Annotated in this window: 23 protein-coding genes and 1 pseudogene; 12 read left to right on the top strand and 12 right to left on the bottom strand. The window is 68.3% G+C overall.

The features are described from left to right. Positions 1-1,476: 1,476 nt before the first annotated feature. Positions 1,477-3,135 carry a penicillin-binding transpeptidase domain-containing protein gene (locus tag ACNFOC_RS04480; protein ID WP_416956774.1) on the bottom strand — a complete coding sequence of 553 codons (1,659 nt, stop codon included), beginning with the start codon at positions 3,133-3,135 and terminating at the stop codon, positions 1,477-1,479. A 360-nt stretch (positions 3,136-3,495) separates the two neighbouring features. Here ACNFOC_RS04480 and ACNFOC_RS04475 point away from each other — a divergent pair, with 360 nt between their 5' ends. Then, positions 3,496-3,960, top strand: coding sequence for a CBS domain-containing protein (locus ACNFOC_RS04475; RefSeq protein ID WP_416956772.1), 465 nt, complete (start codon positions 3,496-3,498; stop codon positions 3,958-3,960). Positions 3,961-3,969: 9 nt separating this feature from the next. Here ACNFOC_RS04475 and ACNFOC_RS04470 read toward each other — a convergent pair whose 3' ends face one another. After that, the gene (locus tag ACNFOC_RS04470; protein ID WP_416956770.1) at positions 3,970-4,284 is read right to left on the bottom strand and encodes an STAS domain-containing protein; all 315 of its coding nucleotides are present in this window, start codon (positions 4,282-4,284) and stop codon (positions 3,970-3,972) included. Positions 4,285-4,682: 398 nt separating this feature from the next. On the opposite strand from ACNFOC_RS04470, the gene ACNFOC_RS04465 reads away from it, so the two are divergent. Continuing rightward, entirely contained in the window at positions 4,683-5,936 is a 1,254-nt protein-coding gene (locus ACNFOC_RS04465; protein WP_416956768.1) for a cation:proton antiporter, read from the top strand. Then, on the top strand, positions 5,933-7,231 hold the full coding sequence (locus ACNFOC_RS04460; RefSeq protein WP_416956766.1) for an ArsB/NhaD family transporter: 1,299 nt from the start codon (positions 5,933-5,935) through the stop codon (positions 7,229-7,231). Before ACNFOC_RS04465 ends, ACNFOC_RS04460 begins: the two co-directional genes overlap by 4 nt. A 239-nt stretch (positions 7,232-7,470) precedes the next feature. Here ACNFOC_RS04460 and ACNFOC_RS04455 read toward each other — a convergent pair whose 3' ends face one another. The 3 genes from ACNFOC_RS04455 to ACNFOC_RS04445 all read right to left on the bottom strand — a co-directional run bounded on the left by ACNFOC_RS04455 (position 7,471) and on the right by ACNFOC_RS04445 (position 9,046). Beyond that, the gene (locus ACNFOC_RS04455; RefSeq protein WP_416956764.1) at positions 7,471-7,914 is read right to left on the bottom strand and encodes a hypothetical protein; all 444 of its coding nucleotides are present in this window, start codon (positions 7,912-7,914) and stop codon (positions 7,471-7,473) included. Between the two features lie 51 nt (positions 7,915-7,965). Further along, positions 7,966-8,469: a hypothetical protein gene (locus ACNFOC_RS04450; protein ID WP_416956762.1), complete on the bottom strand. Its 504-nt coding sequence runs from the start codon at positions 8,467-8,469 to the stop codon at positions 7,966-7,968. 70 nt (positions 8,470-8,539) lie between these two features. Further along, positions 8,540-9,046, bottom strand: coding sequence for a MarR family winged helix-turn-helix transcriptional regulator (locus tag ACNFOC_RS04445; RefSeq protein WP_416956760.1), 507 nt, complete (start codon positions 9,044-9,046; stop codon positions 8,540-8,542). A 148-nt stretch (positions 9,047-9,194) separates the two neighbouring features. On the opposite strand from ACNFOC_RS04445, the gene lgt reads away from it, so the two are divergent. Together lgt and ACNFOC_RS04435 are read left to right on the top strand one after the other, a co-directional pair. Further along, positions 9,195-10,085, top strand: a complete 891-nt coding sequence (lgt, locus tag ACNFOC_RS04440; protein WP_416956758.1) for a prolipoprotein diacylglyceryl transferase — start codon at positions 9,195-9,197, stop codon at positions 10,083-10,085. Next, entirely contained in the window at positions 10,082-10,912 is an 831-nt protein-coding gene (locus ACNFOC_RS04435) for a phosphatase PAP2 family protein (RefSeq protein ID WP_416956755.1), read from the top strand. The genes lgt and ACNFOC_RS04435 overlap by 4 nt, the downstream gene beginning before the upstream one ends. On the opposite strand, the gene ACNFOC_RS04430 is transcribed toward ACNFOC_RS04435, so the two are convergent. Beyond that, positions 10,877-11,266: a hypothetical protein gene (locus ACNFOC_RS04430; RefSeq protein WP_416956753.1), complete on the bottom strand. Its 390-nt coding sequence runs from the start codon at positions 11,264-11,266 to the stop codon at positions 10,877-10,879. The genes ACNFOC_RS04435 and ACNFOC_RS04430 overlap by 36 nt on opposite strands. Positions 11,267-11,550: 284 nt before the next feature. Between ACNFOC_RS04430 and ACNFOC_RS04425 the strand changes: the two genes are divergently transcribed. Both ACNFOC_RS04425 and ACNFOC_RS04420 read left to right on the top strand, forming a co-directional pair. Beyond that, entirely contained in the window at positions 11,551-11,805 is a 255-nt protein-coding gene (locus tag ACNFOC_RS04425) for a three-helix bundle dimerization domain-containing protein (RefSeq protein WP_328934963.1), read from the top strand. A gap of 9 nt (positions 11,806-11,814) precedes the next feature. Then, a complete protein-coding gene (locus ACNFOC_RS04420) occupies positions 11,815-12,264 on the top strand; it encodes a GIY-YIG nuclease family protein (RefSeq protein ID WP_416956751.1) in 450 nt (149 codons plus the stop codon). Positions 12,265-12,619: 355 nt separating this feature from the next. Here ACNFOC_RS04420 and ACNFOC_RS04415 read toward each other — a convergent pair whose 3' ends face one another. Then, positions 12,620-13,195, bottom strand: a complete 576-nt coding sequence (locus tag ACNFOC_RS04415; protein ID WP_416956749.1) for a TerD family protein — start codon at positions 13,193-13,195, stop codon at positions 12,620-12,622. Positions 13,196-13,465: 270 nt separating this feature from the next. Between ACNFOC_RS04415 and ACNFOC_RS04410 the strand changes: the two genes are divergently transcribed. The 3 genes from ACNFOC_RS04410 (at position 13,466) to ACNFOC_RS04400 (ending at position 16,977) form a co-directional block, all read left to right on the top strand. Further along, a complete protein-coding gene (locus ACNFOC_RS04410; RefSeq protein WP_416956747.1) occupies positions 13,466-14,698 on the top strand; it encodes an alpha/beta hydrolase in 1,233 nt (410 codons plus the stop codon). A gap of 360 nt (positions 14,699-15,058) precedes the next feature. Further along, positions 15,059-15,523, top strand: a complete 465-nt coding sequence (locus tag ACNFOC_RS04405) for a hypothetical protein (RefSeq protein ID WP_416956745.1) — start codon at positions 15,059-15,061, stop codon at positions 15,521-15,523. Positions 15,524-15,642: 119 nt separating this feature from the next. Beyond that, positions 15,643-16,977: a Vps62-related protein gene (locus tag ACNFOC_RS04400; protein WP_416956743.1), complete on the top strand. Its 1,335-nt coding sequence runs from the start codon at positions 15,643-15,645 to the stop codon at positions 16,975-16,977. A gap of 207 nt (positions 16,978-17,184) precedes the next feature. On the opposite strand, the gene ACNFOC_RS04395 is transcribed toward ACNFOC_RS04400, so the two are convergent. The 4 genes and pseudogenes from ACNFOC_RS04395 to ACNFOC_RS04380 form a co-directional block, all read right to left on the bottom strand. Further along, positions 17,185-18,390: an alpha/beta hydrolase gene (locus ACNFOC_RS04395; protein WP_416956741.1), complete on the bottom strand. Its 1,206-nt coding sequence runs from the start codon at positions 18,388-18,390 to the stop codon at positions 17,185-17,187. 90 nt (positions 18,391-18,480) lie between these two features. Further along, positions 18,481-20,061: an AMP-binding protein gene (locus ACNFOC_RS04390; RefSeq protein WP_416956739.1), complete on the bottom strand. Its 1,581-nt coding sequence runs from the start codon at positions 20,059-20,061 to the stop codon at positions 18,481-18,483. Between the two features lie 607 nt (positions 20,062-20,668). Further along, entirely contained in the window at positions 20,669-22,045 is a 1,377-nt protein-coding gene (locus tag ACNFOC_RS04385) for an IS1380 family transposase (RefSeq protein WP_416956737.1), read from the bottom strand. A 141-nt stretch (positions 22,046-22,186) separates the two neighbouring features. Beyond that, positions 22,187-22,387 (bottom strand): annotated as a pseudogene (locus ACNFOC_RS04380) (IS701 family transposase); the annotation flags it as partial. A gap of 92 nt (positions 22,388-22,479) precedes the next feature. Here ACNFOC_RS04380 and ACNFOC_RS04375 point away from each other — a divergent pair. Next, the gene (locus ACNFOC_RS04375) at positions 22,480-23,154 is read left to right on the top strand and encodes a hypothetical protein (RefSeq protein WP_416956735.1); all 675 of its coding nucleotides are present in this window, start codon (positions 22,480-22,482) and stop codon (positions 23,152-23,154) included. A gap of 544 nt (positions 23,155-23,698) precedes the next feature. After that, on the top strand, positions 23,699-25,108 hold the full coding sequence (locus tag ACNFOC_RS04370; protein ID WP_416956733.1) for an IS701 family transposase: 1,410 nt from the start codon (positions 23,699-23,701) through the stop codon (positions 25,106-25,108). 350 nt (positions 25,109-25,458) lie between these two features. Here ACNFOC_RS04370 and ACNFOC_RS04365 read toward each other — a convergent pair whose 3' ends face one another. Then, entirely contained in the window at positions 25,459-25,677 is a 219-nt protein-coding gene (locus tag ACNFOC_RS04365; RefSeq protein ID WP_406129542.1) for a hypothetical protein, read from the bottom strand. Positions 25,678-25,790: the final 113 nt, after the last annotated feature.

The raw sequence follows: 25,790 nt of genomic DNA, 5'->3' as shown, positions 1-25,790 counted from the left end.
CCCGTCAACGCCCCACGCCCCGCCCGACAGCCGGGAGTTCCTGAATCCACTCCTGTACACGAGAGTACGCAGGGCCCGGCTGATTCCCACGAGGCCGCACGCTGGACCACGGGAGCCGAAGCAGTCCGGACCGCAGCACCGCCGGACGCCGACCTGAGGAAGCGATGACCAGGAACACCGGCGCGCCGACCACAAAGCGCCATACACCATCGCTCCGCGAAGCCGCCGTCGACCGCTGCCGTGTCCTCGCCCTCACCTTCTCCCCCGGCGGCAAGGATATTCGGAAGGCGGCCACTGCCCGGTTGCCGCTCCCCGCGTCCAGCTGGCCGGCCCAGCAGTGCAGGAGGAAGGACCGGGCCCTCATGCTGTCGACGCGCCGGATGCACGTGTCGCCGCGTTCGTCGAAGACCACCATGGCCCGCAGTATCGGTACCGGTCGGCGCAGCAGTACGACATCAAGGTGGCAGGCGCGAACGCCGGAGACGAGCGGCATGAGTGCAGGCAGGGCGGAGCCTAGGGTGGCCATCCGCCAGCCGACCGGACCATGAGGCTCCGCGGCGCCCCGGGCCATGCTCCGTCGGCCAGCACTTCGCCCCGCTGGCCCGGTTCGTAGTCCTGAGGGGACTAGGCATCCACCGCATGCGTCGCGCCTTCCGCTCGGACACGGATGCTCGTGTCGCCGCGCGCCACGACCCAGCCTGTGAGGTGATCGGCCCTGCGGGCCAGCGGGCATCGTCGCGGACGCCGTGAAACGCCGTACATTCCGCACCGGCCTCGACTCCCAGCAGTGTCAGTGCCACGACGATCTGGAACATACCGCGCACCGACGCCTTATCGGCACCGGTCACGCGGTGACGTGTCGCACCGGACACCTGACCAGCCATCAACCACTGCCGCCGACACGCGACCAGGCCCCGCACCCACACTGCGGCCACAGTCGGCCAGCACCGCCTCGGCAACGACGGTGTGGAAGCCACCCGACTACGGGAGCGTCTCGGCGACAACCACCAGAGCGAACACCGGACATGTCAGCAGCACCAGCCCGGGGAAGCGCGGCGACCACAGAAGCAGACCCGGCAACAGGCCCCACGTGCACACACCTGGCCAGTCCGCACGGCACGGATTGCCTGTGCCGCATGCAGGGACTGCGGCAAGGAGGGACAGAGCGACCACCGCCGCAACCACGTCATCAGCGTCGGCCAGAACGGTCGGGCCCACCGGGTCAGGATACTGGGCCGCCCATCGGCCCGCGTCCTGTGTCGTCCGGTCGGACACGCCGTCGGGTATGGAAGCCCGAGACGGCAGAGCCACCCTGTCGGTTTCGATCGCTGATCGACCATGCAGGAGCCCAAAGGCTCCGGGCCCCTTCCGCGGGATCACCGACGGGCGGCTCCCTTACGTCCGAACAGAGATGAGGTGTGAAGCCAGCCGGGCCGACGAACAGTCGCAGCCACAGCTGCCGTTGCCGACGATGCGTCAGCTCCCGGTAAGCAGGTGCCGGACGACGTACCCGGCGGAGTTCACACCGGAGCTGCCGCCCTCGACCAGGGCAGCGACTGCGATGCGGGAGTCGTAGGCGGTCAGCCAGCCGTTGGTGTGGTCGCCCTCCTCCGCAGTGCCGGTCTTGGCGCCGACGCCGGCCAGACCGCCGAGCCGTGGTGCCGCGGTGCCGCTGGTGGCCACGGAACGCATCATCGTCTGCAGGTAGCCGGCCGTGCGGGCGGAGATGGGCCTCGGCGCGGTGTCCTGATGCTGTCCGGGGAGGATGACGGGCTGCTTGAAGCCGACGCCTCGCACCGTGGCTGCCACGGACGCCATGAACAGCGGAGTGGCCGTGACCTTGCCCTGGCCGATGAACTGGGCCGCCTGGTCGCCGCCTTGGACGTCCGCCGGGATGCTCGGGTCGGTGGTGGCGACTCCCCCGCCGATCGACCAGCTGCCCATGCCGAAGACGTTGACGGCCTCGTCGTGGAGGGCGGAGGCGTCTCCGTCGTGCACGAGGTAGTGGAAGCCGTCCTTGATGAAGGCGGTGTTGCACGAGACGGTGAACGCCTGAGTGAGTGTGGAGGCGGGGTTGGCCCTCACCCCCGAATCGTTGTGGAACAGCTGGCTGTTGGCTGTCAGCGACTCCGTGCACGGGGCGGCGCTGTTCGGGGTGAGGCCCGCTTGGTCGAACAGGGCCGCCGAAGTGATGATCTTCATCGTGGAGCCCGGCGACTTGATGCCGTTGACAGCGATGTCGCCGTCCGCGCCGGAATGGGCGATCGCGAGGATGTGACCGGTCCTCCAGTCCAGTGCCACCGTCCCGGCGGGCTTGTCCTGAAGGTGCGCGTCCTTGACAGCGGTCTCGGCCACTCCTTGGAGAGAGGCGTCGATGGTCGTCTTGATCACGGGGGCCTTCCCCTTGGAGAAGACCCTCAGTGTCTTCACACCGTCGCCGCCCGCGTCGACCACGGCGACGCCGGTGCCGGTGCTGCCACCGGTCGGGGTGGCGCTCTTGCGGATCGTCGCCACGATGTCGTGCAGCGAGGAGAAGCGGGCGAGGTCGGTCCTGCCGTCGCTCGCCACGACCTTGGCGGTGCTTGCGTCGACGGGCAGTCTGCCCGCGGTAAGCGACTGGTCGTCACCGAGGCCGGGATAGAGCACCGAGTTGTTCCAGTGCGCCGCCAACTGGCCGTTGGTGCTCTGCCGTACGGCCACAGCGCCCGGGTACGTCCAGGTGCCGCCCGCCACCTGGGCCGTGACGGCGAAAGTGACCTTGGTGGCGCCCGCCGTGGCCGTCGACGGTCCCGCCGAGGCGACCTGTGCGAAGGTCAGCGTCTTCAGGTGCAAGCCGTCCGCGTATCCCCTCAAGGCCGATACGGCAGTGGTCGACGCGTCGGTGTAGCTCGCGGCCTGGTCGAGCCGCTGCTTGGACCAGTTGTCCAGGAACGCGCGGGCCAGTTTGACGGCCTTGGCGTCCGACGGCGGCTCGCTCGACGCCGCCGCCGGGTCGAAACCGCGCGCCGCCTTGGTCTCACCGCTGCCTGTCGTCCCGGAGGACATCGCCTGCACGACGTTGTAGGCACCGATTCCCCCCAGAGCGAGCAGCGCCGTACAGGTACCGGCTATGCCGATCTTCGCAGCTCTCTTCATGTGGTGGATCGTATGTTTCTTTGCACTGTGCAGGTGTTCGCTCATACAGATCGTTACCGGACTGTCAAGCCGTCAGCCGGGCGGGGACGATCAGGTGGTCGAGTCGGCAGTGTCCGGTCGCCTGGGACAAGCGGGCCCATTGGGCCGACAGTACGATGATCCTTTCGCCGACCGTGCTGGTAGGAGAGCCGTTGAAGGCTGCCACCGGCCATGAATCCTCGGGAACCGCCTCGATCCGACGAAGATCGGTCGATCTGTGTCACCACTCCGTGGAATCCGCCGCACCACCGCCGGTCTGGACACAGGAAGACTCGTGGCGCTTCCTTGTAGCAGGACGTAGAGCGAAAACTGGAGCTGACCGTGCGGGCACGTGACCTGGCAGTGGAGTACGAGACCGTCGGCGTCGGCGATGACGCGATGGACGCTGCGCGGCTGATGGCCGAACAACGGCTCCCGGCCCTGCTGGTGGTCGACGAGCAGGGGGCGCCCAAGGCGATCCTGCCCGCTTCGCAGATGGTCAAGATCCTGGTGCCGGCCTATGTGGTCGAGGACCCGACCCTTGCGGCGGTGGTCGACGAGCGCCATGCCGACCGGCTGTGCGAGGCGCTCGCGGGCCGTAAGGTGCGCGACTGCCTGTCGAAGAGCACGCCACCGCCCGCCGTCGCCGCGCCGGACGACACCGCGCTGGAGGTCGCCGCTCAGATGGCGCAGGTGCGCAGCCCGCTGGTGGCCGTCGTGGAGAAGGACGGGGCGGGCGTGCGTCTGCTCGGCGTGATCACCGCTTCCCATCTGCTGGAACGGCTGCTCGCCGCCGCTTCCTGCTGACTTCCGGGGTCAGAGCTCGTCCCGGTCCGAGTCGGCGCGGATGTCGATGAGGCGAGCCAGGCCCAATTGGGTGAGCGTGGTCCGGGCACGGGCACTCGCGTGCGTCACGGTCACCAGGGTGCCGTGCGGGCGTGGCGCCCGCAGTGCCCGGAAGAACGCCGCGCCCCCGTCGTTGCTGAGGTAGGTCACCCGGCCGAGATCGACTTCGAGGACACCGGGACGGGCGTCGAGGGCCTCCCTTAGGCGCTCGCCGACTTTCTTTGCGTTGCGGGAGGTGATTTCCCCTGCGAGGCGTAGAACGATGTGGTCCCCGTCGGAGATCACGCTGACGGTCGGGTGCCGCAGGGCGTTCCGGAGGCGGTGTCCGACCTCCCGGAGACGATGGTGCTCGTGAGGTCCGTGAGCTGCGGAGGAGTGCGGCATGCGGGGCTCCGAGGGCAGAGGAGGACCGATCGCCGACCAGACTTCCCGGCACACCTGATCGTCAGCCTAGGCGCATGTGGTGTGGGCAGCCACGCAGGCGGGCGTTGACTGACAGGAAGTGGGGGCGCCACACCGCGCGGCTTGCTCCTTGCCGGAAACCGGCAAGACCGTGCATCCCGGGGTGCCTGGCAACAGCCTGTTAAAGACGCGTCAAGAACCGGTAAGGTTCCCGGCGGTGTGCCGGGAAGCCTGGTCGGCGAGCAGGGGATCACTCTCTCTTCCGATCGGGGGCACTCGGCATGGTGCTGGTGGCGGTGTTCGGTGTCGCGTTGCTGGTGGCGGTGCTGTTGTCGGGCCTGGCGGCCCGCACGGTGCTGTCCACGTCCTTCCTCTTCCTGGCCGGGGGCGCGCTTGTCAGCGACGGTTTTCTCGTCCTGATCCACATCACCCCCAACAGCGGGATCGTCTCCGTGACGGCGGATCTCGCCCTGTTCGCGGTGCTGTTCACCGACGGCATGCACGTTTCGCTGCCGAAGCTGCGCGCCCACTGGAGGAACCCGGCGCGGGCCCTCGGGCTGGGCATGCCCCTCGCCTTCGTCTTCATGGCACTGGTCACCCACTTCCTGGTGGGCCTGGACTGGACGACATCGTTCCTGGTGGGCGCCGTGCTGGCGCCGACCGACCCGGTGTTCGCCTCGGCGATCGTCGGGCGCACCGAAGTCCCTGCCAAGCTGCGGCAGTTGCTGAACGTGGAGAGCGGCGTCAATGACGGACTCGCCCTCCCGGTCGTCCTCGTCCTGATCGCCGCCGCGGGTCCCACCGCGGGCAGCGCCGAGGCGTCGCCCGGGAAGATCGCGGTCGAGCTGCTGCTCGGCCTGACCTTCGGTGTCGTACTGCCCCTGCTGGTCAATGCTCTGGTGCGGTTCCGGCTGCTGGGCGCGGAGGCGAAACTCCAGCCGCTGCTGCCGCTGGCGAGCGGCATCATCCTGTACGCGGCCTGCCACCTCACCCACGCCAACCCCTACCTGGCGGCGTTCTCGGCGGGCGCGGTACTCGCCCACGTCTCACCGGAGGCGAAGGCGTCCTTCGAGCCGCTCGGCGAAGCCCTCGCGGAACTGGCGAAGTTCGCGGCCCTTCTCGTGTTCGGCGCGCTGCTGACTCCGAAGCTGTTCGGCGACCTGTCGCTCGGCGGGTACGCGGCGGTGGTCCTGGCGATCTTCCTGATCCGCCCGGCCTCGCTGCTGCTGTCCCTGCTCGGCACGGGCATCTCCCGGCGGGAGAAGCTGGTGGCGGCCTGGTTCGGCCCGAAGGGCTTCGCCTCGGTCGTCTACGGGCTGCTGGTCCTGCAGTCCGGAATCCCGCAGGCAGAGCAGGCGTTCACGCTGGTCGCGGTGTGCATCGCCTTCTCGATCGTCGCCCACAGCTCCACGGACGTGCCCATCGCCCGAGCCTTCGACGTCGAGGACCTGGCAGGCATCCCGGACGGAAGTGGCGACACGGACGCCCCCACAAGCACCTCACCACAAGCACTCTCGGCAACCGGAGGACCGTGAACGACTGGCACAGCTGGGCGGCGATCGTCGTATTCGTCGGCGCCTACGCCCTGATCATCAGCGAGAAGATCCACCGCGTCGCCGTGGCCCTGGGCGGCGCGGGCCTGATGCTCGCGATCGGGGCGACCGACGACGTCTCGGCGTTCTACTCCGAGGACTCCGGCATCGACTGGAACGTCATCTTCCTGCTCATGGGCATGATGATGATCGTCGGCGTGCTGAAGAAGACCGGCATGTTCGAATACCTGGCCATCTGGGCCGTCAAACGCGCCCGCGCCCAACCCTTCCGGGTGATGGCCATGCTCGTCGTCATCACCGCGGTAGCCTCCGCGCTGCTCGACAACGTCACCACGGTCCTGCTGATCGCCCCGGTCACCCTGCTGGTCTGCGAGCGCCTCGCCCTGCCCGCCGCACCCTTCCTCATCGCCGAGGTCATGGCCTCGAACATCGGCGGCACGGCGACCCTGGTCGGCGACCCGCCCAACATCATCATCGCCAGCAGGGCCGGTCTGACCTTCAACGACTTCCTGGTCCACCTCGCCCCGCTGTCCGCGGTCCTGGTGGTGGTCCTCGTCCTGCTGTGCCGGGTGATGTTCCGCAAGACCTTCGTCTACGACGAGGACCGCGCCGCCGAGATCATGGCCCTGGAGGAACGGGAGGCCATCAAGGACCCGCGCCTGCTCGTCCAGGGCCTGCTCGTCCTGGCCCTGATGGTGGCCGGCTTCGTGCTCCACCCGGTGCTGCACTACGAGCCGAGCATCGTCGCCCTCCTCGGAGCGGGACTCCTCATCGCGATCTCCAGCGTCGACACCCACGACGTCCTGGCCGAGGTGGAGTGGCCCACGCTGGCCTTCTTCGCCGGACTCTTCGTCATGATCGGCGGACTCATCGACACAGGGGTCGTCGGCGAGATGTCCCAGAAGCTGGCGGACGCGATCGGCGGCAGCAAACTGGGCGGCTCGATGACCCTGCTCGGCGGCTCGGCCGTCCTGTCCGGCATCGTCGACAACATCCCCTACGTCGCCACCATGGCCCCCATCACCAGCGACCTCGTCCACGACATGGGCGGCGCCAGCGACCACGTCATGTGGTGGGCCCTCGCCCTCGGCGCCGACCTCGGCGGCAACGCCACCGCCATCGGCGCCTCCGCCAACGTCGTCGTCCTCGGCATTGCCGAACGAGGCCGACAGCCCATCTCTTTCTGGCAGTTCACCAAGTACGGCCTCGTCGTGACCGCCGCGACCGTGGCCATCTCCCTCGCCTACGTGTGGCTGCGGTACTTCGCGCTCGCCTGAGCAACCCAGGATCTCGCCGAAAGGTCGTACCTCCGTCTCCGGCCGGCCGAGCAGCCGGGCGTCGATCGCTGCGGTCTGCAGGGTGCAGCGGTGTACGGGGCGGCCGGATTGGTGCCGGTGAGCTGGCGGATGTGCTCCAGCCGGTAGGTCAGTGCACACGCGGACGGGATATGCCGCGACTCATTGCGCACCATTGATGCCTCTGTACGGCGATGTGCCGCACCGGAGCCTTGCGTTGGCTACAGATCGCTCGTGCGGGTTGCCGTCCTGAGTCGGTCGAGACTGGTGTAGCGCTGGCCGAGTGTCCATGCCCAGGCGCGCCCCGTCTCGGTGACGGTGTCGTTGACGATCGGCCCATCGAGCTGGATGGTGTCCAGGTCCTCGGAAGCGGACAACAGGAATACCCCGTTGGATTCGCCCTCGGGTCGATATCCCTCCTTGATGAGGGCAGCGATGAGATCCGCAAGCTCGGCGCGTCCCGCGCTCCGATGGGATTCGGCTTGCTCCCGGGTGAGCAGGACCTCGGGGTGGTATGCGCGAATGCGGGCGAGAAGCGGCTGGATGGCCCCGTCGGTATAGAACCCGAAGTGCGTCAGGCCCTCGCGGAAGGACCGGCCCGGCTGACAGACGTAGGCCGCGAGGCGTCGGTACTCCGGCCAGGCGGAGCGGGCCGCGACGATCACGGTGTCGTCGTTGGTCAGCAGTCCCTCCGCCTCGTAGAGGGCGATGAGCTCCTACAGCAGGAAGCGGGTCTGCTCGCCGACGAGTCGTGCCGGGTTGGTCACCGCGGCTTCGATCGCGGTGGCCAGGTCGCGGAAGGACAGCCACAGCACCCGGTCGCGGACCTGATGGGGTATGCCGTCGACCTGTGTGAACCACGCCGGGCGGACGGGGTCCGGCGTCAGGACGAACAGGCGGGCGCTCGGGTCCCCGTCCAGTTGCCGCATATGGGCGCGCAGTTGGCTGCGGCCGTGCCCTTCTCCGGCGTAGGCGCCGCGCACGGTCTTGGTCTCGAACCACCAGGTGAAGCGCGCCGAGATCCGTGCGTCGGGAACCGCCTCGTCGATCGTGACCTGGTTGTGGAAGGAGATGGTGGGCAGTTCTCCCGCGCCTGCGGTCGCGGTCTCCAGGAGCTCTTGTACCAGTGCCAGATCGATGCGTTCGAACACGGCCATGGTCGAGGAGGTGACGCGGTTCTCACCGCTGCGGTAGGTGGAGAAGAGGGGGTTGGGCGGCATGCGCGACAGAATAGACGCTCGTGCACGCAGCTCTTCCGGCCCTCTGCGGCCGGCGGCCTGATCCGGTGTTTCAGGCCGACAGCGGGCCGTCGCCCGGCTCGCCCAGGTGCTCGGCGAGCTGGAAGAGGGCGGGCAGTGCGGCGGCAAGGGCAGCGCGATCGGCAGCGCCGAGGGCTGCGAGCGCCGCGTCCATGCGTCGTTCGTGGGCGCCGGTCCACGCCGCGAGCTGCTCGCGGCCGACGTCGGTGAGAGTGACGACCGAGGCGCGACGGTCGGCGGGATCGACCTCGCGGACCACCAGCCCCTCAGTGATCATCTGGCCGATCAGCCCGCTGACGGTGCTGGGTGCCAGACGCTGGCGCGTAGCCAGCTCACTGACCCGGGCGGGCGAGTGCTCGCTCAGCACCTGCAACAGCTCGACCTGCGCCATCGGCAGGGTTTCCCACGGATAGTCGGTACGGATCGAGGCCCGCAGCGCGCGACGCAGCCGGGTCACCGCCTCGGTCAGCACCCGGGCGTCCGACGCCGCAGCGGCGGGCCGGGACAGCGGGAGTTCAAAACGGGGCTGGGCGGACATGCGGCAAGGGTAGCCGGGACAGCCGTGTACACCTGTTCGGCCGGCAGGATGCCCACCGATCAATTACTTCGGTGTCCGATGTATTGTCAGTCAGATCCTTCCCCGGCCCGGCGGCCGGTTGCCCACGCACGCGAGAACGGTCGAGCCCATGAACCTCGCCTACCTGCCCAGCCCTTCCCAAGGCGTGTGGCACCTGGGGCCGATCCCGGTCCGCGCGTACGCGCTGTGCATCCTGGCCGGTATCTTCACCGCCGTATGGCTGACCGGCCGCCGCTGGGAAGCCCGCGGAGGCCGGCGCGAGGACATCGCCGACATCGCGATCTGGGCGGTGCCCTTCGGGATCCTCGGCGGTCGCCTGTACCACGTGATCACCGACCCCGAGTTGTATTTCGCGGCCGGGAAGCAGCCTCTGCACGCCCTGTTCATCTGGGATGGCGGCCTGGGCATTCCCGGCGCGGTGGCCCTCGGGGCGGTGGGTGCCTGGCTCGGATGCCGCCGCCGCGGCATCCGGCTGTCCGACTTCGCCGATGCCGTCGCGCCAGGGCTGGTGCTGGCGCAGGCGATCGGCCGCTGGGGCAACTACTTCAATCAGGAACTGTACGGCCGCCCCACGCACCTGCCGTGGGCGTTGTACATCGACCCGGCCCACCGCCCCGCCGACAGCCCCACCGTCGCCCTGTACCACCCGACATTCCTGTACGAGTCCCTGTGGGACCTCGCCGTCATGGCGCTGCTGCTCCTGCTGGACGCCCGGCACCACCAACGCCTGCGCCGCGGACGCCTGTTCGCCTGCTACGTCCTCGCCTACACCACCGGCCGGGCCTGGATCGAGGCCCTGCGCATCGACCATGCCAACCACTTCCTGGGCTTGCGCCTGAACGACTACGTCTCCCTGCTGCTGTTCACCGGCTCGCTCCTCTATCTGTTCACCACCCGCCGGTCCCGCAGCGGTGACGACGCCCCCTACCCGCCCGGCGAGGATCGGAAGAACGCGCTTACATCGATCATGGATGGCCCGTCCGGCCGGGAACGGGTGTGACCACGGTGCCCGAGGCCACACCCGCCACCGCCGGCGAAACCCCTGCCCGATGGCACGTCGGTCCACTGCTGCCCGCGAGACTGCGCCCCCTGGACCGGTCCCGCCTATGGACGGAGCTGGTCTGTACCGCGCTGCTCTACTGGGCCTACACCCTCACCCGCAATGCCGTCCCCGCCCACCGCACCGCCGCCTTGCACCGCGCCCACGCCATCCTGCACGCCGAGCAGCAACTGCACGTAGACATCGAACTCACGGTCAACCACGTCGCCGACGGGGTCGGCTGGCTGATCGTGGGGATGAACTACTACTACGCCACCCTGCACTTCAGCGTGACCATCGGTGTGCTGGTGTGGCTGTACGTTCGGCACCCCGGCCGCTACCGCTCCGTGCGTACGGCGCTCTACACAGCCACCCTGCTGGCCCTGATCGGCTTCGCCTTCTGCGCCACCGCACCGCCCCGCCTCCTGGCCGGGCAGGGGTTCATCGACACGGTGGTCGTCCACCACACCTGGGGCTCCTGGGCTTCCGGCGACGTGGCGTCGCTGTCCAACCAGTACGCCGCCATGCCCTCGGTGCACATCGTGTGGTCCGCCTGGGCCGGCCTGACCCTGGCTTTCCTCGCCCGCCGCACCTGGGTGCGCATACTGGGCGCCTGCTACCCGGTGGCGACCTTCACCGTCATCCTGGCCACCGCCAACCACTTCGTCACCGACGCGGCAGCCGGCGCCGCCACCCTCGCACTCGGCTTCCTCATCCAACGGCTGCTCACCGGCCGCCCGGCCTACCCACCACTACGGCGGAACACCCTGACGCCCAGCCGGCCCTGACGCGGCGCCACCACGGCCCCGCACCACCGCCGCTGCCGACAGCCAGCACGCCTGCAGTGCAACCGCCCCGGTCGCGGTCACGGCGGTGACCACGACTTCCGTACCGGCCGTCAACGCGTCGGGCGCCCCGGCGGCCGCATGCCAGCTCACCGGGTACGCACCCGCCCTGCAACCGGTCGATGCGGCCCCCGGGAAGGCCGAGCCGACGGCGACTGCCGAGGTCCCGCCGCCGAGGTGCAGCGCGAGCGCGAGGCCCAGCGCCGTACCCAGACCTCGCACCATGCTGACCAGGCCGCCGCCCGTACCGGACGAGGTGCGCGGGGAGAGCTGCCCCGCGAGCGCCCCGAAGCACACCGTGCCGACCGCGAGCCGCCAGACGTTCGGCCGTGACCATACGGCCTCCGGGCGGGCCCGCTCCCATGCGAGCTCGGCAAAGCAACGACCCCCGTCCTGAGCGAGTCATTTGCGTGCACATGACCCCGGCATTACATCGGCTACCGAACTATTCTGCTACCGTCCCATATTGGGGCCCGGCGGCAGTGCCGCCAACGCGGGCAACCGGCCCGCCGAGGAATGTCCAACGGCGCTGTCGCGGGCCCCACCCTGGAATTCACCGAGCCCCGACATCAAGGGGAGTCATGCTGATCGAACCCGACGAGGACGTCGCCATCGACCACCTCACCGACCACCTCAAGACCTCGTACAGCGACAACCGCACGCCAAGTGAGATCGAAATCGCCGTCGACATCGCCCGCTCCTTCTTCAAGGGTTTTCCCATCCGGACCTACGTCCCCGTCCTCGTGGAACGCCGGGCGCGCCGCATCCTGAGCAAGGACTCCGGCCGGACGTCGACAGCGACCGAACCTGTGACGGATCGGCTCCGCCACGTCTAGGGTGCGCCCATGCTCGACGCAACCGTGCTGCAGGCGGCGGCCGACCCGCACGCCAAGCCACATGACCTGCGCGCAGCAGTCGCAGCCCTGCCCATCACCACGGGCCTGTACGCCTGGTGGGCCGCGCCAGAGGCGGTGGCCACCGTCGGCGGGCCGGCGAATGAGAGCTCTCCCGGGCAGCGCCTCCTCTGGCTCGGCAAGGCCAAGCGGCTGCGGACCCGCATCGTCCCCAACCACATCAGAGACTCAGGCCGGTCCACCCTGCGTCGCGCACTGGCCGGGTTGCTGATGCCGGTGGAGGAGTACTGCACCACGTGGACCGACCGTGTCGTCCTGATCCCCGGGGACGAGCAACGCCTTACCGGCTGCATGCGCCAACGCCTCCGCCTCACCTGGTGCGAGCACCCCGATCCCGTTCCCCTGAGACAAGGCTCATCTCCCGGCTCCGCCCGCCCCTGAACCTCGACGGCGCAGAGCACGGCACCACCCGAGAACGCGTCAAGCGGGCGCGGGCCGCCTACTTCACCAGCGCCGGGCCTCGCCCGGAGACGTTCCACGTGCCGACCTAGGCCAGCCCGGATTCCGCCGCGAAGGGCAGGCCGGGCCACCGCATCGGGTCATCGGAACCGGCGGGAGCGCCACCGTCGACGCAGCCAGTCGCCGGCCTCCCCGAGAGCGACGAGGAAGACCGCCGAAGCCGCGCACCGGCCCGGCGAGGCGGGTTCTGCGAGTGCCTTGCCCAGGAGCCAGAGGACCGAGGCGAGCAGCGCCCACCACATACCGAGCGACAAAGCCGCGCGTCTCGCGCGCGGGCTCACATCGTCCCGGCCGGACGCGTGCCCGGAGTGTCGTCCGGTCCGGACGGCTCGGCGCCGCCCATTTCCAAGGTGAAGACCGACGGATCGCTGTCGAAGCCCTGGATCATGTCGTGGAACTCCCAGGTACCGGAGCCGTCCCTCGTGAACTCCGCGACCGTCGTGGCGGTCGAGTCGGCGACCCGGGCGAAGTCGTCTGCCAGTAGTTCCCTGTATCCCTCGACGACCAGTACGCCGGCATTGGCCATGTTGCCGAATGTCCGGCGCCCGCCGTCCTGATGGATGGCCACCCCCACCACGACCCGGCCGTAGGCGGATGCCAGCCGGTCGAACTCCAGACTCATGGCCTCGACGTATCCCAGGCCCAGCCCGGTCCGGCTGTGCCGGCGCATGTTGATGGTGCCGTCGGGTGACCGGCTGTCGTAGTGGACGACATAGACCGGCCGCCCGTAAAGGGCGTCCGCGGAGTAGGTCGCGGCGATGATGTCGAGATGCCGAGGCTGTTCCCCCAGAGGACTCGGGTCCCACTTGAGCCGCACCTCGACCTTCCCCAGTCCCCTGCCCGCACTGCTCACCGGACGCCACCTTTCCCGCATCGAACCATCCCACGGCCGGTCGGCCCCTCCTCGTCAAGTATGGCCTGTGACCTGCCACTTGATGCTTCCTTGATGACCTCCGTACCGAGCTGGCAGCAATGGCAGCACGCGAGACCACCTCTTGGAGCCGGTCGGCAGGTTGCTGCCCCCTGGTCAATATGCCGACCGACCAAGGCAGTTGATCTTTTGTCCGGTCATGGCGCGCTCGCGTGTGTGTACGTCCAGGGAGGAGGGTTGTACGCTGCAAAGGTGGAGGGGGACAAGTATCGCTTCGGGGAGTACGAGCTGGACCTGGCTCGGCATCAGCTCCACCGAGCCGGTGAGTCGGTTCACGTCGAGCCCCGGGCCCTGGACCTTCTGTGCCGTCTGGTCGCGCACCGGGACCGGGTGGTGACCAAGAACGAGTTGCTGGACGAGGTGTGGGGTGACCGCTTCGTCAGCGAGGCTGCCCTGACCACGGCACTGCGGACCGCGCGGCTGGCCGTGGGGGACACCGGCAGCCGGCAGCAGGTGATCCGCACTGTGCACCGGCGGGGATACCAGTTCGTGGCCCCGGCGGAGGCCGTCGGAGGCGGCCCTTCGGCCGAATCCGGTCAAGAACACGGTGCCGAGCCGCCGCCAGCACCTGCCCCCATCGGCGCCGACCGTCAGACGATCCGGTTCTGCCGGGCAGGCGACGGCACCCGGATCGCCTATGCCTCCGTCGGGTCGGGCCCCCCTTTGCTCAAGGCGGCCAACTGGATGAGCCACCTCGACCTGGAGTGGACGACGCCGGTGTGGTCGCACTGGCTGCGCGGTCTCGCGCGCAGCCGCCGACTGGTCCGGTACGACGAGCGGGGGTGCGGCCTGTCGGACTGGGCGGTGCCCGGCTTCACGTTCGACGACTGGGTCGACGATCTCGAAACCGTGGTCGATGCCGTGGGGCTCGACCGTTTCCCCCTGCTCGGTGTGTCGCAGGGCGGTGCGGTTGCCGTGGCCTACGCCGTACGCCATCCCGAGCGGGTCAGCCGGTTGATCCTCGCCGGCGCCTACGCCCGGGGACGCCAGGTAAGAGCCCAGAACGGGACGGAGCGCGACGAAGCGGCTCTCGATCTGGATCTGGCCCGGGTCGGATGGCTCCACCAGGACGCCAAATTCCTGCGGGTCTTCGCCTCCCAGTTCCTGCCCGAGGGCACGCCGCAGGAGTGGGAGGAGTTCATCACCTTCCAGCGGCAGACGACGTCGCCCGCCAACGGGGTGCGTTTCCTGGAGGAGTTCGCCCGGATCGATGTGTCCGACATCGCCCACCGGGTGCAGTGCCCAACGTTGATCATCCACTCGCGGGACGACGAGCGGGTGCCTGTCTCGCAGGCCGGTGAACTGGCCGCGCTCATTCCGGACAGCCGGCTGGTCGTGCTCAAGAGCCGTAGTCACCTGCTGACCGCGTTCGAACCGGCCTGGGACGAGTTCCTCACCCACATCGACGCCTTCCTGGCGGAATGACCTCGAAGCGGGTGGCCGGCCGGAGCCAGACTACGCAATCGGCTGCCCGCGGTAGCAACCGACGAGATCGGTGACCGCCACCTCACCGCTCTGGTGCTCGGGCACCGAGGCCGTCCCCTGCTGCTCTCCCCCTCCCCTACACGTCGTGAAGGCCCCGTTCGGGACACCCCGCACCCGCTCGGCACGCAACCTGAGGACGCGCGCCCTCAGCTCGCCCTCAGGGAAGCCTCAGACCGCCCCCAAGCTCCAGACCGGGGTATGGCCGAAGCTCGAACTACGCCAGGCCGAGGGGCTCTTGACGAACCTCGCACCCAAGCCTGGCCTTCATCCAAGAGAGACACGAGAGAAGAGGGACAGTCGATGCGACTCGACAACACCAGGACGTCCGGCACAATTCGGACTCGACGGGGGCTGGCGCTGCTGATCGCCTCGGGGGCGGGGCTGGGTGCCCTGCTGCTGGGAACGGTGCCCGCGCAGGCCAACGACACGACCAAGGTCGTCTCGGCGGACGGCCAGTCGGTCACGTTCGCCGCGAGTGACAGCAGCCGGGGCGTCAGTGGAAGCGTCTCCTTCGTGGTCAACGCGGACGGCAACTGGTCGATCACCGGGACCGGGCACAACTCGCACCTCCTCGTCCGCACGTTCCACTGGACCTGTGATCTGACGTGGGACGCGGCGACCGTCACGCACGCCACCGGAGACAAGGCCGTGCCCGGCAAGAAGACCCGCACCATCAGCTCGGCGGCGTACGACCCGAACATCCAGGCGGACTTCGCCGACATCGCCGACCACGGCAGGGCCGACTGCGACATCGTCATCGGCTAGTCGCACACCATTCGCACAGGTCGGCGCGGTGCCAGCCCGGCAAGACCACGGGCGTCCGTGAAGCCGTTCGACGCCTTCACGGACGCCATTTCGGAACACCACAGGGGGAACCCAGACACATGATCACTCAGCGCTACGGCGACCTGGAGGTCGCCTACACCACGCAGTGGCACGCGAACACGTACCCGTACTTCCCGGCCGGAGTCCCCGCGGGGGACGGGCAATGGCGCGCCCTGGGCGCCGTCTTCGCGAACAATGCATCTTCGACGACGTGGCCGGGCGGCGAGTTCGGAGGGCTCCTGGTCAAGGACCTCTCCTCCGGCCAGGACCTGCTCCGGCCGCCCGTGGACTTCCAGAAGGTGGGCCGTTTTGACCCCTGGACGTCCCGCGACGCCGACATCTGGCGGCCCGTCCCGCCCGCCGGCTACGTCGCCCTGGGAGACGTGGTGACCATGCACACGAGCGCGGGGGCTGTCAAGCCCCGCGTCTCTGAGTTGGGCCTCGTGTGCGTCAAGCAGGTGCACGAAGGACGCGCCTATGTACGCCGCGGCGAACTCGGCCGGCTCCCGCTTCGGGTAAATGGCTCGGGGGAGGCCCTCTGGGCCGTCACGACCCCGCTGTTCCCGGCGGACGACACCGAGGAGCATCTGCTCCTGCCGGCCGCCACCTTCAGCTGCGGACCCGACACGCCGCACGCGCCGACGGCCGTGACCTGGGTGCTGGACCTGCCGGCCGCCGTCGACAAGACCGGCTACGCCCCGGAGATGACCCTGACGTCCTACAACCCGCCCCCGGCCCAGGCGATCGTCACCGACCGGACCGTGACCGTGCCGTACCACATGGTCAAGGACGATGGGCGCACCGAGGCGTGGAAGGTGGCCAACTCGCCCTTCTACAAGATCCAGCGCAAGCGTCAGTACGATCTCGTCCGCCACGTGGACTACCGGGGCTCGGGCAGCGGGACGATCCTCGAGGAGATCCAGCAAGGCGTCTCGGAGGAGAGGGGGCAGGAGTTCTCGCAGAACGTCGGGATCTCCGTCAGCGTCACCGCGGGCGTGGAGGCGTCGGCCAAGCCCTTCGGCATGGGGGCCAGCTCCTATGCGGAAGCCACGGTGAGCGCGTCCCTCGAACTCGGGTACGCCTCGCGCTACAGCGTGTCCACCTTCGAGAACAAGGCGGTGAGCGTGTCGTACGACGTGCCCGCCGACCATGCCGGCGCGCTGTGGACCGACACTCATCTGCTGGTCCCGATCCGGGGCGACGGCACCCTGGTCACCGACGCGAACCTGAGGCTGAACTCCGGCTACTACGTGGGTCGCACCTTCCCGCACCTCGACGCCACCAAGATCGTCGTCGCCCGCAAGTTCTCGGACGAGGAGATCAAGGCCGCACAGGACATGGGGATCGACCTCAAGATCCTGACCGAATCCGACGTCACCGAGATCCAGCAGTAACCGTCACCTGGCGGGCAACAGGGGCCCACCGGCCGACGCTGTGCAGGTGGGCCCTCGCCCGTCGCCCATCTCTTCCCGGCATGGCCACGGACTGTGCGACCGCCACACCCACCGGAGCGCGACCGGCATCCGCACGCAGTCGCCGATACGGCCGTGCACCGCGCCGCGCGGGGCCCTCTCGTCAGCGCAGGCGTTCCGTCTGCCGGGCTACTCGGAGAGGAAGTTGTAGAGGTGGGTGAGGAAGGTGGGCCATGCGGGGTCGTCCGCGGTGAACAGGTGGTTGCGGCTTTCGAGCAGGATCAGCCGGCTGTCGGGGATGAGCGTGGCCAGTTCCAGGGCCTGTGCGACGGGGACGCGCGCGTCGTCGCGGGCGTGGATGATCAGTGTGGGGCAGATCACGTCGCGAGCGATGCCCGAGACGTCGATGCGGGTGAACTCCTCAAGGAAGCGGAGGCCGTTGGCGGGCGAGGTCGTCTGCCGTTGGTAGGCGGCGAACGCGTCCCACTCAGCGGGAGTGGCGTCGGCGAGGAACTGGGAGGCGAAGTAGCGCAGGAAGCTGCTGTCCTGCGAACGCCATCCGGCGCGGGCAATGTTGAGGTCGACCTCGGCGGCATCGCGCTCGGCGTCACTGCCCGCGCGGATCTGCAGCCCCCTGGCGTAGGCCGAGGTGAGCATCAGATGGCTGACCCGCTCGGGACGGCGCGCGGCATAGGCGACCGCCACCGCACCGCCCTGTGACACGCCGAGCAGCGGGAAGCGGTCCAGGCCGGCGGCGTCGACCACGGAATCGAGGTCGTCGACCAGGTCGTCGAGGGTGAAACTGGGCACCGTCCACTCGGAGAGCCCACAGCCCCGCTCGTCGTAGCGGATGAGTTGCCGGCCACGGGTGAGGCCGTCGAACCAGTGGGCCCACATCGGGTTGGTCCGATCGAGGTCGAGGTGGGTCAGCCAGTTGGCGGTCTTCACCAGGGGCGGGCCTTCGCCGGTGAGGGCGTAGGCGATGCGGGTGCCGTCGACCGACCGGCAGAAGCGGATGACCTCGTGATCGGCCTCCGTGACGGGTGCGGCGCCGGGAGGAGAGAGCGGCGTGCCGGGGACCACTGTCGTAGTCGCGACGAACTGATGGCTGTGCGGGCTCACGGTGCGAATGAGCTGTTGCCCGGTGTCGCTGTCGCCGATCGCGAGGCGGGCCGTGCGCAGCCACGTGGCGAGAGTGGTCTCACTGACCGTGCGTCCGCGCCCCATCCTGTCGCGCAGTTCGTCCTCGGACACGACACGGTCGCGGTGCTCGACCAGGAGGCACAGCAATTCGAGGGCCCGGGGGTCGACATCGACCTGCTGTCCACCGCGGCTGAGCCGACGGCGGTCCGCGTCCAACGCGTACTGCCCGAACCGATAAACCGCGCCGTCCACACGAAAACTCTACAACATCCCTTCATATTAAGGGAGTTGTGGGCTCTCTGGGTCGGCCCGAGCGCCGGGGCGGCAGGTACGGCCTGGGTCTCAGGAGCGCGCTGGCTCCCGGTCCCTCAGCTGGCGCCGCAGGATCTTTCCGGAGGCCGCCTTCGGCACCGCCTCGATGAACTCGACCCGGCGGATCCTCTTGTACGGGGCGACCTGGCCCGCGACGTGGGCCATCACCTCGGCGGCGGATATCGGCACCCCCGTCATCGGCACCACGAACGCCTTGGGTATCTCGTTGCCCTCCTCGTCGTAAACGCCGATCACGGCCGCGTCCGCGATGCCGGGATGCTGCACCAGGATCGCTTCCAGTTCGGCCGGCGCCACCTGGTAGCCCTTGTACTTGATGAGTTCCTTGACCCGGTCGACGATGAACCAGTTCCCGTCCTCGTCGACCCGCCCGATGTCGCCGGTGTGCAGCCAGCCCTCCGCGTCCACCGTCGCGTCGGTGGCCTCCGGGCGGCCGAAGTAGCCCTTCATCACCTGCGGCCCCCGGATCCATACCTCACCCGGTTCGCCCGCCGCCACGTCCAGCCAGGTGACCGGGTCGACCAGCCGCGCCTCGGTCGACGGGAGCAGGCGTCCGACACAGGCGGCGGGTTCATCGACGTCGCCGTCGGCATGGAGGTGAGAGACGGGGGACAGTTCGGTCATGCCGTACCCCTGCCCGATCTCCACGCCCAGCCGGGTTGCCGCTGCCGCCTGCACCCCGGCGTCCAGCGGCGCCGCGGCACAGATGATCCGCCGCAGATGTGACAGGTCCAGATGTCCGACCGCGGGGTGCTTGGCCAGCGCCAGCATCACTGGCGGGGCGACGTATGCGTGAGTGATGCGGTCGCGCTCCAGGCTGCTCAGGAACGCGTCGAGATCGAACCGCGCGTGCACATACACGGTCGCACCGCGCAGCAGTGCGTTGTTGAGCAGCGCGGTCAGCCCGAAGATGTGGAAGAAGGGCAGGATCGCGATGATCCGGTCGCCCTCGCCGACCCGATGCAGGGCGTCCACCTGATCGAGGTTGGTGCACAGGTTGCGGTGGGTCAGCATGACGCCCTTGGGCACACCCGTCGTGCCGCTCGAGTAGGGCAGCACGGCGATGTCCACGGCCGGATCAGTCTCGAACGCCGGCACCTCGCCGTCGCTGAGCATCCCCAGCACCGGCCGGTGACCGTCGGCACTGTCACAGACCAGGATCTCGATGTCGCGTCCGGTCATGCGCCTGACCACCCCGACCGCCGCCCGCCCGGTCTCGATCAGCACCGACACGCTCACCATCAGCCGCGCCTCGGAGTCGATCAGTTGTTTCGCGATCTCGGCCGGCGTGGCCAACGGCGACAGCGTGGTCACCGTCCCGCCCGCGGTGGTGGCGGCGTAAAGGACCACGGGGAAAAGGATCGTGTTCGGCGAGTGCAGCGCGACCACATCCCCCTTGCCGATGCCTTCGGCGGCAAGACCCGCCGCGAGCTTGCGGACCAGCCCTGCCAACTCGCCGTAGGTCAGTGTGCGTCCAGTGGCCACGTCCACCATGGCGGGCCGCGAGCCACGCCGCGCAGCATCGCCGAGCACGCGTTCATGGAGGGGACGGTCGATGTCGGGGACATCCGGGTACTTGCTCTTGTGGATCATGGGAACTCCGTTTCTCGGTCTGTGGCATTGGCCGGAACCGCCAGTTGTCCGCGCGGTGGGCGACGACGGGCTTGTATTCGAACGGCCCTCCCGGGCCGGGGCATACAGGGCGCAGTACGCGTGCCTGACAAGGCAGGCATGAGCTGGTGCCCGCCTGGTCGGACCCGACCAGGAAGCGGGCCGGTCGAACCCCTGCGCAGCGGTGTCAGTCGCCATGGATCGGCGTCACCTGGCGGTTCGGTCAGTCAAGGTTGGACAGCTCGATCATGGTTCCTGCCACCGGGTTCTCCTTGGCGGAACCCTGAGGCTTCTCTGAGGACGGGCTGAGGGCGACCGCCTTGCCGGATCGTGCCATCAAAGCACCGGCGGCTGCATCCCCAACTACGGCACAGCCAGCCTCGACTGCGACGAATTCCCCTTCGCCACCACCTATCGGTAGTCCGTTAGCCTCGATCTTTCGCGAGGGTCCGCCGACGGAGTCGGTGGACCCTTTCGCTTTCTGAAGCTGATGGTGGGCAGGCCGACGGCCCCGTTGTCGCGTCGGGTGGGCGCCGGGTTCCACGACCGGGGGCGGGTGGTGTTGTCGTCGGGATGGCGGAAGTGCTGATCAGCCGGGGGTGGCCAGAAGCGCGAGCCGTTCGAGGGCGGTGGTGATCTCGTCGGTCCAGGGCCAGTGCCGGGTGAGACGGAGAATCCTGCGTCGGCCGGTGGTGACGAGCTGAGCGGCCGCGGAGAACAGGCGGAATCGCAGGCGGCGGGGTTCCCAGAGTCGGGCCTTGCCGGTGAGGGCAAGCATGGACATCCAGGCCAGCAGGTCGAGGGCGATCTGGACGATCTCCAGCCAGACCTTGTTCTGGGCTGTTGTGTGCAGGGGCAGGTTGCGCAGGCCGGTGGCGCGGGCGGCCCGGATCCGGTCCTCGGCCCGGGCCCGCAGCCGGTGTCGGAGCTCGAGTGCGGCGATCGGCCGGCCGGTGGTGTTGGTCGCGAAGCACGTGATCCGCATGCCGTCCGCGTCCGTGATCCTCAACTGAGCGCCAGGATGGGGCCGTTCCTTTCGTACGATCAGCCGCATGCCCTTGGGCCAGCCGTTAAGGAGCGTGCCGGTGAGCTCGGCGACCCAGGCTCCGTCACGGGCCTCACCGTCGGTCTCAACAGCCGGTGTCCAGGCTGAGGCGGGGACCTTCAGCACGTGTTCGTGGATCGCTTCGGTGATCACCATGCCGACCGAGTAGGACAGCCAGCGCCCCCGCTGGGCGAGCCAGGAAACGAAGTCGTGGGTGCCGCCGGCGGAGTCCGTGCGGATCAGGGTCTGCCGCCCCCGTCGGTAGTGCTTGGGCAGTTGAGCCAGGGCGAGTTGGGCGGTGGTGATGTGGTCGGCTGCCGTGTTCGAGCCCGCGTTTCCCGGTCGCAGGAGGGCGGCAACGGGCTCACCGGTTCCGCCTGGTCCGTGGTCGAGGAAGGCCGTCAGGGGGTGATGGCCGTAGGTCTTCTTCCAGGTCGGGGCCGCTTCCTCCTTGTCGGAGTGGGCGATCACGAGGACGCCGTCGAGATCGATGACGACCTGGCCGTCGGCGTCCGGGGCGTTCTTGCCGGCCAACGACCAGGCACGGCAACGGACTTCGGACCGTGCGGACCGGATGGCCTGCAGGGCTTTCTCCCCGGAGGCGGCGAGGGTGTCGATCAGGCGGGAGACGGTCGGGTCGGAGGCGACCGGGCCGAAGACGGCCGGCTCGCACCGCAGCATCGCGACGTCCGCGAGACAGTCCCCGCCCAGTGCGACCGCCAGGGCAACGTCCAGGAGGATCTTGCCGGGATCGTGGACGGCCCGCGGTTTGCGCCACGGAGCCAGAGCCTGGGATATGGCCTGGTCAAGGCCGGTCTTGCGGACCGTTTCGACGAGCAGGACCGAACCGGCCTGGGAGACAACCTGGCGGCCGTCGTCCTGGACACGGACGCGGGGGTAGGACCCGATAGAGTGCTTCACCTGGGAAGTGCCTCCGGCGGTGGCAGGAACAAGGACCTCGACAATCCTCATTCTTGCTGGTCAGGGGCACTTTCTGCTTTCCTGACCGCCTGCCGGACAGCCCGCTCCATGAAAGCGCGAGGTTAAACCCGGCGGTAGAGATCAAGGGGTTTGCCGGTGGTGACCGCGTCGAGGAGGGCCTGGAGTTCGAGCGGCGGGTCCTTGTCGGTCCAGGCGCGCCACCAGCGGGTCAGGGTGATCGCCGGGGTGAGCCAGGAACGGACGGCGCGTAAGGCCCTGGGCCAGCAGGGCGGTTGGGGCTGGTGGGGTGTAACGGATCCCCCTCTCTGCTCCCTCGTCGGGTTTAACGGACTACCGGTAGTTCCCAATCAAGTCGCCCCCTGAGTTCATCCATGCTCGCGTAGGACAAATATTCGATCTCCTGTAGTGCTTATTTGGACTCCGGCGGCTTCCCGTCCGTTGGTTTGGAGGGCTACGCTGCTGACGTGAAACCGTTAGAGGCAAGTCTCTGGGCCAGCGGCAGCGCACTGCTCTTAATCATTTTGGGAGCAATTTTTGTAGGTCCCCGCCTTATGAAAACGCCACTGTTCGAGTGGTCTTTGAGTGATTTCGGGGTCATGATACTCATGAAGCTTCCGGAGGTTATTCTCTCTGGAATCATGGTTGCGGTAATCGGTGTACCCTCATCTTCTGTGGGTAAGTGGCAAGCTTCCGTGATGGGTGTGGGATTTCAATCGATTTTCCATCTCGCCCTCATTTTTGCCGCCCCTATCCTTACGCCTGAAGGGCTTGCGCACAGGAGGGTTGCCAGATCACGTCTCAATGAATCGCCTCGGAAAGATTCAAGAACTCCAGGCCTTCGAGTGGGTGAAGATGATGAACGTGAGGTCGTCATCGAAGAGGCCATGGATGCACTTGAAGAGCAAATGGGAGGCGTGTTGGAGTTGGGTACTGGCCCTGAAATTAGGTACGCAGCGGCTGAATTATCAATAGGCCTTCGGGACCTATTCACACTCCTGGGAGGCCCCCCTGAGACGGCCTTGGGGCCGGGCGGAAGAAACGGTGGCCCGGGCGGCGCTGGCGAAGAACCGGGGCGTGATCGTGCCTGACCTGCTACCAGACGAATCGTCAGAGGCTCGTGCGTTGCAGTTTGCGAGGGAGTGGGCGCAACTTCCCCCTGCTCATTTAAGGGCTGCCTTACGGGCTCTGGAGCCCCAGATGCAGAGGGATCATGAGTTGGCGACGATGAAGCATAAGCATAAACATGCTTTGGACTTGCTCGGTCTCGTCTCTGGGTTTGTTATCGCGTTGAGTTCCCTGGGGGGCGGAATCTATTTCGGGATTCGCGGGCAATGGTGGGGGACTGCGATTCTGACTGGGCCCAGCATTCTTGTGATGGTTCGTGTTTTCGTTCTGCGAAAGACTGAGAAAACGGACATGCGTTACTCGGGTTCGGTGATTAGTTCCCTCGGTAATTCTGGTGGGCAGCCGCCTGCTTGATCCGCCAAGTGAGAATGCAACTTAAAATGTCTTTAGCCGACACCATTTACGTGTTACCGGTAGTCCGTTAAACCCGGCGGTAGTAGGGCTTGACGTCGGCTCAGGGCTTTCATAGAGGGGGAGGGAGGGGCGTTTCGTTCAAGGAGGGGAGCGATGACCGAGCGACGTGTCTGCCCGCCTGCGCCGGGCCCGCTGGAGAAGTACGCGGCCTGTTTTGATGACCTGCTGGTCTCGCTGGCCCAGCGTCGCGGCCTGCGGGAGTACCTCACTGCCCTGCTGGCGCCGCGTGACCGCAATAAGACGCTGACCTGCCTCGCCGGCGTTGAGCCGGTGACCGGCTCGAAGGACGCAGCAGTGCAGCGACTGCAGTTCTTCCTGTCGGAGTCCACCTGGGACGCAGCGAAGATCAACGACCGGCGCCTTGAGCTGATTTGCGCTGATCCGGCCACCGCCCCACACGATCGGGGTGTGCTGGTCATCGACGACTCCGGAGACCGCAAGGACGGCACGGCCACGGCGCACGTGGGCCGGCAGTGGCTGGGCCGGCTGGGCAAGACCGACAACGGCATCGTTACGGTCACCACCGTGTGGACCGACGGGCGGGTGTACTACCCGCTGCACGCGCAGCCCTACACCCCCGCCCACCACTTCCGCCGCGGCCGGGCCGACCCGGACTTCCGCACCAAACCGCAGATCTCCGCCGCGCTCGCGGCACGGGGCAAGGCGGCGGGCTTCGCCTGCCGGGCCGTGGTCGCCGACTGCGCCTACTCGGTCAGCGACGACTGGTACCTCGCCCTGCGCGACGCCGGTCTTCCCTACGTCGTCGCGCTCAAACCGCACCGCGGCACCTGGGCCCGCGCCGATGAGCCGCACACCCCGATCGATGCCGCCCGCGCCCTGACCGGAACCGACCCCGACCATCCCGGCGACTGGACACCAGTAGAACGGCGGTTCCGGGACGGTCACACCGAGACGTGGTGGGCCGCCGACGCCCGCCTGGGCGGCTACGGCCCGCACAGTCCCTGCCGCCTGGTCGTGGCGACCACCGACCCGGGCCTGTTGCCGGAGAAGGCCACCTGGTACCTGACCACCAACCTGCCCCACCCCGACGCCCCGCACGCCGCCGACAGTACGCACCCGCCGGCCGACCTCGCCGAGATCGTCCGGCTCTACGGTCTGCGGCCCTGGATCGAGCAGAGCTACAAACAGATCAAGGACGAACTCGGCTGGGCCGACTTCCAGGTCCGCTCCGCAGCTGCCATCCAACGTCATCAGACCCTGGTCAACTGCGCCTTCTCCTTCTGCTGGGACCAGTGGTTCGCTCCGCCCGGACCGCTCGCCGCCACCGCACCGGACCCCTGTCCCGACGAGGGAGCAGAGAGGGGGATCCGTTACACCCCACCAGCCCCAACCGCCCTGCTGGCCCAGGGCCTTACGCGCCGTCCGTTCCTGGCTCACCCCGGCGATCACCCTGACCCGCTGGTGGCGCGCCTGGACCGACAAGGACCCGCCGCTCGAACTCCAGGCCCTCCTCGACGCGGTCACCACCGGCAAACCCCTTGATCTCTACCGCCGGGTTTAACGGACTACCGCTATGAAGGCGCCGCACGCCACGCCTACGACGCAACCGCGCCGGCGGACGACTTCTCCGCCGAGATGACCGACTCAGCCGAGACCCAGGCAGGCGGAAGCCAACTCGGCGTCTACTACGGGTACAACCGCCTCGCAGCACACTGAACTGGACGAAGACCGACTGCCGAAGCGGCGGGCACACGCAGCCTGACGGGCCTCGGCGGGGTCATTCCCACGACACCACCCTCCAGACCAGTACCGAGTCCTGACCGCCTCACCCCTGCCAAGCCCCAGACGCCGGCGATGACTGAAGGGGCCGACAGCCTGAACCCCGTCTGGTGTCACCCGGGCCCGGAGATTGCGCGGAGCCGTGTGATGGCCTGCCGCAGTTCATTGAAGGCGCGTTCTTCCTCCCGCGCGTCGGCGCGGGAGGCGGCCAGGACACTGTCACGCGCCCCACGGACGCGAGCATAGACATCGAAGCAGGCGAGGACCTCCTGGATCACCAACTCCTGCGGCGTGGGGGAAGGTGTGGAGGAGGGTCCGTTTCGGAGTGACATGGCCGAACTCCTATCTCATGGCGAGGCTACGAATCGGGACGAAGCAGTGTGTCCATCAGACGGTGCACGCCCAGCTCCCGGAGAACGCGCACGCTGCGGGGCGAAGCCCGAGC

It is taken from the genome of Streptomyces colwelliae, from assembly GCF_048158785.1.
In the GTDB taxonomy this organism is placed as follows: domain Bacteria; phylum Actinomycetota; class Actinomycetes; order Streptomycetales; family Streptomycetaceae; genus Streptomyces.
The sequence above is the reverse complement of the archived record's forward strand: the minus strand, read 5'-3'. Positions and strand labels throughout refer to the sequence as shown.

What these genes read in the sequence shown, in the direction of transcription:
- ACNFOC_RS04480 (WP_416956774.1), bottom strand. Translation starts at nt 3,135, where the DNA reads ATGAAGAGAGCTGCGAAGATCGGCATAGCCGGTACCTGTACGGCGCTG.
- ACNFOC_RS04465 (WP_416956768.1), top strand. Translation starts at nt 4,683, where the DNA reads ATGGTGCTGGTGGCGGTGTTCGGTGTCGCGTTGCTGGTGGCGGTGCTG.
- ACNFOC_RS04450 (WP_416956762.1), bottom strand. Translation starts at nt 8,469, where the DNA reads ATGCCGCCCAACCCCCTCTTCTCCACCTACCGCAGCGGTGAGAACCGC.
- ACNFOC_RS04445 (WP_416956760.1), bottom strand. Translation starts at nt 9,046, where the DNA reads ATGTCCGCCCAGCCCCGTTTTGAACTCCCGCTGTCCCGGCCCGCCGCT.
- lgt (WP_416956758.1), top strand. Translation starts at nt 9,195, where the DNA reads ATGAACCTCGCCTACCTGCCCAGCCCTTCCCAAGGCGTGTGGCACCTG.
- ACNFOC_RS04425 (WP_328934963.1), top strand. Translation starts at nt 11,551, where the DNA reads ATGCTGATCGAACCCGACGAGGACGTCGCCATCGACCACCTCACCGAC.
- ACNFOC_RS04420 (WP_416956751.1), top strand. Translation starts at nt 11,815, where the DNA reads ATGCTCGACGCAACCGTGCTGCAGGCGGCGGCCGACCCGCACGCCAAG.
- ACNFOC_RS04405 (WP_416956745.1), top strand. Translation starts at nt 15,059, where the DNA reads ATGCGACTCGACAACACCAGGACGTCCGGCACAATTCGGACTCGACGG.
- ACNFOC_RS04400 (WP_416956743.1), top strand. Translation starts at nt 15,643, where the DNA reads ATGATCACTCAGCGCTACGGCGACCTGGAGGTCGCCTACACCACGCAG.
- ACNFOC_RS04390 (WP_416956739.1), bottom strand. Translation starts at nt 20,061, where the DNA reads ATGATCCACAAGAGCAAGTACCCGGATGTCCCCGACATCGACCGTCCC.
- ACNFOC_RS04370 (WP_416956733.1), top strand. Translation starts at nt 23,699, where the DNA reads ATGACCGAGCGACGTGTCTGCCCGCCTGCGCCGGGCCCGCTGGAGAAG.
- ACNFOC_RS04365 (WP_406129542.1), bottom strand. Translation starts at nt 25,677, where the DNA reads ATGTCACTCCGAAACGGACCCTCCTCCACACCTTCCCCCACGCCGCAG.